Origin of the sequence: Nocardioides sp., from assembly GCF_051876515.1 — a bacterium.
Classification (GTDB): Bacteria; Actinomycetota; Actinomycetes; order Propionibacteriales; family Nocardioidaceae; genus Nocardioides.
In genome coordinates, this window is record NZ_JBJEHY010000202.1 from 1 (window position 1) to 6734 (window position 6734).

The following is a 6734-nucleotide window of genomic DNA, read 5'->3' on the forward strand; positions in this document are numbered from 1 at the left end:
TCTCGACGCGGACGCAGTGCTGGCTGCCGCGGCCGTGGAGGACGAGCACGAGCTGTACGAGGCCCAGCGCAACGTCTTCCTCGACCCGCGCGACCCCGAGGTGGAGCGCGCGGCGCTCGCCGCGGGCATCCAGGCGGACTGGATCGAGGCGGCAAAGAAGTCGCCGGTGCTCAAGCTGATCACCGACTACAAGGTGGCATTGCCGCTGCACCCGGAGTACCGCACGATGCCGATGGTCTGGTACATCCCGCCGCTGTCGCCGGTCGTCGACGTCATCAAGGACACCGGCCACGACGCCGAGGACCGGGGCAACCTGTTCGCCGCCATCGACGCGCTGCGGATCCCCGTGGAGTACCTCGCCAACCTGTTCACCGCCGGCGACACCGAGCCGGTCGATGCGGTGCTCAAGAAGCTGGCGGCGATGCGGTCGTACATGCGCGACATCAACCTGGGCCGTGAGCCCGACGCCTCGATCCCCGAGGCCGTCGGCATGACGGAGGAGGAGATGTACGAGATGTTCCGCCTGCTGGCGATCGCCAAGTACGCGGACCGCTACGTCATCCCGCCGGCCCACGCCGAGCAGGCGCACGCCCTGGAGGAGCTGGCCACCGAGTGTGCCGTCGACTTCGACGCCGCCGGCTCGTTCTACGACCAGGCGCTGCTGGGGGAGGGCGCGGGCTACCCGACGCCCGTCGCGGTGGAGAACTTCCGGATGCTGCAGAACCGGCAGACCTCCGACACCATCGCCGCGCCCGAGAACAAGGGCTCCCGGGTCAACCTGCTCAACTGGGACGGCAAGGGCACCCCGCAGGGTCTCTTCCCGCCGAAGCTGGACGGGGACCGCAGCACGGGCGGTGAGGGCTGATGTTCCGGTTCACCCGCAAGCATCAGCGTCCCGCCGACCTGGCGCCGGTCTGGGCGGCCTGCAGTGCCCTGCTGGACTATCCGACCGCCGAGCTGGTGGCGTCCCTCGACGCCATCGAGGAGCTGGTCGACGGCAACGAGCACCTGGCGCCGCTGCTGGCGTACCTGCGCAGCACGGACTTGGCAACGCTGCAGAAGGAGTACGTCACCACTTTCGACCAGACCCGCAAGTGCGCCCTCTACCTCACCTACTTCGCGTACGGCGACACCCGCCGTCGCGGGGTGGCTCTGGTGGAGTTCAAGCAGGCGTACCGCAAGGGCGGCGTCGAGTGGGACGAGGACTGCGAGGAGCTGCCCGACCACCTGTGCGCGGTGCTCCAGTTCGGGGCCACCGTCGACCAGGACGGAGCCTGGAAGCTGCTCAACGACCACCGCGCCGGAGTCGAGATGCTGCGTCTGGCCCTGCAGCGCTGGCGCAACGACGACGGCACCACTGGTTCGCCCTGGGCCGCCGCGATGGTCGCCCTGTCAGCCACCCTGCCGACCCTTCAGGGCGAGGAGGCCGACGCGGTCCGCCGCCTGATCGAGGAGGGCCCGCCCGCCGAGAGCGTCGGGCTGGACGCGTACGGCACCGACCCCCTGATCGCCTCGGCCACCATCCCCGTAGGAGCCCCCCGATGAGCACCTTCCTCTGGGTCATCGTCCCGTACCTTTGCTTGGCGATCTTCGTCGTCGGCCACTTCTGGCGCTACAAGTACGACAAGTTCGGCTGGACCACCCGCTCCTCGCAGCTGTACGAGGACCGGATGCTGCGACTCGGCTCGCCCCTGTTCCACTTCGGCATGCTCGGGGTGGTGGGCGGTCACGTCATCGGCCTGCTCATCCCGCAGTCGTGGACGGACGCGCTGGGCATCTCGCACCACACGTACCACGTGGTCGCGGTCGCGGGCGGTCTCGCCGCCGGGGTGATGGCCACCGTCGGTCTGGCCATTCTGATCTACCGGCGGCGCACGGTGGGGCCGGTCTTCTCGGCGACCACGCCGATGGACAAGGTCATGTACTTCTTCCTCGGTCTGGTGATGCTGCTGGGCATGTGGAACACCGTGCTCGGCGCCTCGGGGCTGGAGGAGTACAACTACCGTGAGGGCGTATCGGTCTGGTACCGCTCGTTCCTCGCGTTCCAGCCCGACGCCTCGCTGATGGCGGACGCCCCGTTCGGGTTCCAGGCGCACGCCCTGGTCGCGTTCATCATCTTCGCGCTGTGGCCGTTCACGCGCCTCGTGCACGTGTTCTCCGCGCCGATCGGGTACGTCACCCGGCCGTACATCGTCTACCGCAGCCGTGACCTGACCGCCGCTGGTGGCAACCGGGCGGTCCCGCGGGGGTGGGAGAAGAGCTGACTGCAGCGCCCGGCACCCCCCTCCCGGTGCCGGGCCGACCCGGGGCCCGGGCCGCCACCCCTCCGGCGGCCCGGGCCCCGCTGCGTCCAGCGGGTTCCTTGCGCTTACCGGGCCCCGCCCCTATCTTCTGGACACCTGTACAGAACATCGGTTCTGTTGTCTGGAGGTGGGCATGACCACGCCATTGCCTGAGATCGGCTGCTACGGACTGGCTGGGCACTCCTCGAGCCCGCGCGACCTGCTCGCCGAGGCGGTGCGCGCGGAGGAGCTCGGGATCGGGTCGATCTTCCTGTCCGAGCGGTTCAACGTGAAGGACGCCGGCGTCATGGCCGGGGCGGTGGCGGCGGTGACGGACCGGCTGGGGATCGGTACGGCCGCGACGAACCACAACACCCGCCACCCGCTGGTCACGGCCACGATGGCGACCACGCTGCACCGCCTCTCGGGTGGTCGGTACGCGCTGGGCCTGGGACGGGGTTTCGACGCGCTGTTCGACCTGATGGGGGTGCCCCGCGTGACGGGTGCGCAGATGGAGGACGCGGTCGGCATCTTCCGCCGGCTCTGGCACGGCGAGGCGGTGGTCGGGCACGACGGGCCCGCGGGCGTCTTCCCGTACCTCTCGCAGGACCCGTCGTTCGACGAGGACGTCCCGGTGCTGATGATGGCGATCGGTCCGCGCAGCCTCGAGCTGGCCGGACGCGTCGCCGACGGGGTGGTCCTGCACACCTTCATGACCGACGAGACGGTGGCCCGCGCGGTCACCACGGTCCGCCGTGCTGCCGAGGAGGCCGGACGCGACCCTGCCTCCGTACGCGTGTGGTCGGTCCTGGCCACGGTGGACGACGCGATCGACGAGGAGCTGCGGCTGCGCAAGCTCGTGGGGCGGCTCGCCACCTACCTGCAGGGGTACGGCGACGTCCTGGTCCGCGCGAACGGCTGGGACCCCGCGGCGCTCACCCGGTTCCGGTCCGACCCGCTCGTCCAGGGCTACCCGGGGGCCTTCGACGCCGTCGGGACCGCTGACGATCTGGCGTACCTGCGTGACGAGGTGCTTCCCGCCGCGTGGCTGGCCGCCTCGGCCACTGGTGCGGCCGCCGCCTGCGCCGCCCGCGTCCGCGACCAGCTCGACGCGGGCGCGGACAGCGTGATCCTGCACGGCGCGACCCCCGACGAGCTGGCAGGGGTGGTCGAGGCGTGGCGATCCGTCCGCCCGTCGGGTCTGGACGACCTCCCCCTGAACCCCGGAAGGAGCCGTTCGTGAACGGATTCCCGGTCCTCGTCGAGGACGTGAGCGTCGAGTGGCTCTCCGGAGTGCTCGGTGGCCGCGTCGAGGCCTTCACCCGCTCCCGGGTCGGTACGGGGCAGATGGCCGAGTGCCACCGCCTCGAGCTGGCCGGCGAGGGGGTGCCGGACCGGGTGGTGCTCAAGCTGCCGGCGCCCGATCCCGGGACCCGCGCCATGGTGGCGGGGGCGTACCGCAGTGAGGCACGCTTCTACGGCGACCTGGCGGCGACCGTGGACGTACGGGTGCCGGGCTGCCACCACGTGTCGTACGCAGACGGAGGCGACTTCGTCCTGCTGCTGGAGGACCTGGCCCCTCGTGTGCAGGGCGACCAGATCGCGGGGTGCGGGCCCGAGCAGGCCCACGACGCGGTGAGGAACCTGGCGGGTCTGCACGGTCCGCGCTGGTGCGACGAGACGCTGTACGTCTCCGACGGCTTCGCCCGTCCCGACGAGGAGATCGTGGCGGGTCTGATGGAGATCCTGGTGCCCTCGGTGGAGACGTTCCTCGCCGACATCGGCCCCCGTCTGCGGGAGGGCGACGCCGAGGTGCTGCGGGCTGCGGCGCCGCTGGTGGCGGGCTGGATGACGGTACGCGGCGAGCGGTTCTCGCTGCTGCACGGCGACTACCGGCTCGACAACCTCCTCTTCCCGCCGGCAGGCGGTGCCGGTGGCTCGGTGGCGGTCGACTGGCAGACGCTCGACGTGGGTCTGCCAGCGCGCGACCTGGCCTACTTCCTGGGGACGAGTCTGGAGCCGGACGTACGGCGCGAGCACGAACGAGACCTCGTCGCGGCCTACCACGCTGCGCTGCCGGACGCGGTGCGTGCGGCGTACACGGTGGAGGACTGCTTCGACGACTACGCCTTCGCCCTGCTCCAGGTGCCGCTGGTCACTGTCCTCGGACAGGTGTACGGCTCGCCGACCGAGCGCGGCGAGGAGATGTTCGCGGCGATGACGCGGCGCGGGTGCGCCGCGATCCGCGACCTGGGGACGTTGGAGAAGGTGGCCGCCGAGCAAAGGTGAGGGCGGCGCCGGGCTCAGTGCCCGAGCGGCACCATCACGTCGTCCCGGAACCGCTCCATGCCCTCGAGCTTCTCCTCGAGCGTCGCGTGACGTCCGGAGTAGTACATCCAGGGAGCGGTCATCACCTCGGTGACCCCGGCCGCTCCCGCGCGGGCGAAGTCCTCGGGGAGGAGCGCGTCGCTGAGTGCGGGGACGACCTCGAACGGTCCGTCGATCTCCTGCTCCGCGCGCAGTTCCCGCAGCCGGGTGCTGATGGCGACGGCCTCGTCGACGGTGTGCACGTCCCCGACCCAGCCGTCGTGGCGGGCCGCGCGGCGCAGCGCCACCTCCGAGAGCCCGCCGACCAGGATGGGGACCGGGTGTCGCGGAACGGGGTTCATGGTGAGCCGGGGTGTGGGGTAGTGCGGGCCGTCGTGCTCGCTCCACCCGGGTGACCACAGCTCACGCATCAGGGCGAGTGCGTCGTCGGTGCGGGCGCCACGGGTGGAGAACTCCTGCCCGAGGAGCTCGAACTCGTCGCGGCACCAGCCGACGCCGACCCCGAGTGAGACCCGTCCGTCGCTGATCACCGAGGCCGTTCCGACCGCCTTCGCCACCGTGTAGGGACTGCGGAGGGCCGCCACGTAGATGGAGGTGAAGAAGCGCAGACGGGTGGTCCGGGAGGAGAGGGCACCGATGAGGACCCACGGGTCGGGCCAGTCGACGTCGGACTCCCATCGTCGCTTGCCGTCACCGCGGTAGGGGTACGGCGTGGTGAGCGTCTCCAGGTCGACGACGTGGTCGGCGACGCTGAGGCTGCGGTACCCGAGGCGGTCGGCGGCTTCGGCGATGGGTCCGATCTGCTCGACGGGCAGGAACGCGGTGACCACGGCGAAGGAGGGGGACCCGGAGGGCAGGGACGTCATGCGGGGGGACGCTAGTGGTCGAGTGCGTCCGGGGGAAGCGTGTTGCGTGTGGACGTGGCCGGTCAGGCTCGGGGGACGGCCGGCTGGCGGCCCGCCTGGACGAGCGCGACGATCCCGGTGGCGACGCCGAGCAGGGCCGTGAGGGCGATGCCGCCACCGATGACGATCATGAACAGGCCGATCACGTACAGCCCGCTGTCGTCGGTCGCTGCCGCGTCAAGGGACCACGGCACGGCGAAACCGATGACGGCGGCTGCGGACAGGACGACGACGCCCCACACGCTCCGCGACCACAGCTGGGCGGCGAGGCCGGCGAGGGCGATGGCAGCAGCACAGCCGATGACCTGCCACGGGCGGTACGGCCCCTGCTCGACACCGTCGACGAGGTAGTACTCGTGGTCCCAACCGAGCCAGGCGAACCACATGGCGGCGGAGAAGACCGCCAACACCAGCGCGGCGATGGCGAGGCGTCGGGTGAAGCGGGTCGTGATGGCGGGCTGCGTCGTCATGCGACCAGTCTCGCCGCTGGGATGCGCGGGCGGGATCCGTACGGGTGCTCAGGTGATCCGGCCGGCGGCCCGCTGGTCGAGCCTGTCGAGACCCCCTATCTGCGGAGGTGGAAGCGGTAGCTGCCGTCGGGCAGGCGGTCAGCGGCGTAGCGAGGGTCGTGGACGAGGTGGTGGTGATGGCTGCAGAGCAGGTCTCCGTCATCGAGGTCGGTACGTCCCCCCGCGGCTCCACGGATCCCGGTGGTGAGCCTCGCACCATGAGGCGGGGATGGTGCACCCATCGGTGCGGCATTGCTTCTGGGCGAGTGCGAGGGCTCCGCGTTGGGCGGGGGAGAAGAGCCGTTGTCGGCGGCCGTAGTCGAGGACGGTGGACGTGCCGCCGAGGACGGCGGGGAGGAGGTGGGCGGTGCAGGCAAGCCGCCGGGCCTCGCCTGCGGTGATGGTGTCGAGGGAATCGCCAGGCAGTCCGTTGTCGAGGGTGGCGGTGCCGAGTTCGTCGCGAAGGCTGTCGAGGCTGAGGGTCACGACCACTGTGGTGGCGTCCCCGCCGTGGATCGGTAGCCGGGCGGGGTCAACTGCTTCGAGGAGTTGTCCGAACGCTTCGGCGGCCCTGCGCGGGTAGGGGAGGTGCTGGACGGCTCGCCCCGGCGACGTCTCCACCTCTGCCGGGTGCGTCTCGAGCGTGGTGTCGTCGTGAACCGCCCCGGCGAGTCCGGAGACTTTCTAGTTTGAGACTCCAGCGATTGCTG

7 protein-coding genes and 1 pseudogene are annotated in these 6734 nt (G+C 71.0%); 5 read left to right on the forward strand and 3 right to left on the reverse strand.

The features are described 5' to 3' along the window. The 5 genes and pseudogenes from narY to ACI379_RS14850 form a co-directional block, all read left to right on the forward strand. Nucleotides 1-865, forward strand: a pseudogene (narY, locus tag ACI379_RS14830) (nitrate reductase subunit beta); the annotation flags it as partial. Then, entirely contained in the window at nucleotides 865-1545 is a 681-nt protein-coding gene (gene narJ, locus ACI379_RS14835) for a nitrate reductase molybdenum cofactor assembly chaperone (RefSeq protein ID WP_439792872.1), read from the forward strand. The pseudogene narY and the gene narJ, both read left to right, overlap by 1 nt. Beyond that, nucleotides 1542-2264: a respiratory nitrate reductase subunit gamma gene (narI, locus tag ACI379_RS14840; protein WP_439792873.1), complete on the forward strand. Its 723-nt coding sequence runs from the start codon at nucleotides 1542-1544 to the stop codon at nucleotides 2262-2264. Before narJ ends, narI begins: the two co-directional genes overlap by 4 nt. A 172-nt stretch (nucleotides 2265-2436) precedes the next feature. Beyond that, on the forward strand, nucleotides 2437-3525 hold the full coding sequence (locus ACI379_RS14845) for a TIGR03857 family LLM class F420-dependent oxidoreductase (RefSeq protein WP_439792874.1): 1089 nt from the start codon (nucleotides 2437-2439) through the stop codon (nucleotides 3523-3525). Further along, on the forward strand, nucleotides 3522-4571 hold the full coding sequence (locus tag ACI379_RS14850) for a phosphotransferase (protein WP_439792875.1): 1050 nt from the start codon (nucleotides 3522-3524) through the stop codon (nucleotides 4569-4571). Before ACI379_RS14845 ends, ACI379_RS14850 begins: the two co-directional genes overlap by 4 nt. 14 nt (nucleotides 4572-4585) lie before the next feature. Here ACI379_RS14850 and ACI379_RS14855 read toward each other — a convergent pair whose 3' ends face one another. The 3 genes from ACI379_RS14855 to ACI379_RS14865 form a co-directional block, all read right to left on the reverse strand. Continuing rightward, nucleotides 4586-5476 (reverse strand): TIGR03619 family F420-dependent LLM class oxidoreductase, encoded by an 891-nt coding sequence (locus ACI379_RS14855; RefSeq protein WP_439792876.1) that lies wholly within the window; start codon nucleotides 5474-5476, stop codon nucleotides 4586-4588. Between the two features lie 62 nt (nucleotides 5477-5538). Further along, the gene (locus tag ACI379_RS14860) at nucleotides 5539-5985 is read right to left on the reverse strand and encodes a hypothetical protein (RefSeq protein ID WP_439792877.1); all 447 of its coding nucleotides are present in this window, start codon (nucleotides 5983-5985) and stop codon (nucleotides 5539-5541) included. Nucleotides 5986-6183: 198 nt separating this feature from the next. Next, nucleotides 6184-6645: a DUF222 domain-containing protein gene (locus ACI379_RS14865; protein ID WP_439792878.1), complete on the reverse strand. Its 462-nt coding sequence runs from the start codon at nucleotides 6643-6645 to the stop codon at nucleotides 6184-6186. Nucleotides 6646-6734 lie beyond the last annotated feature (89 nt).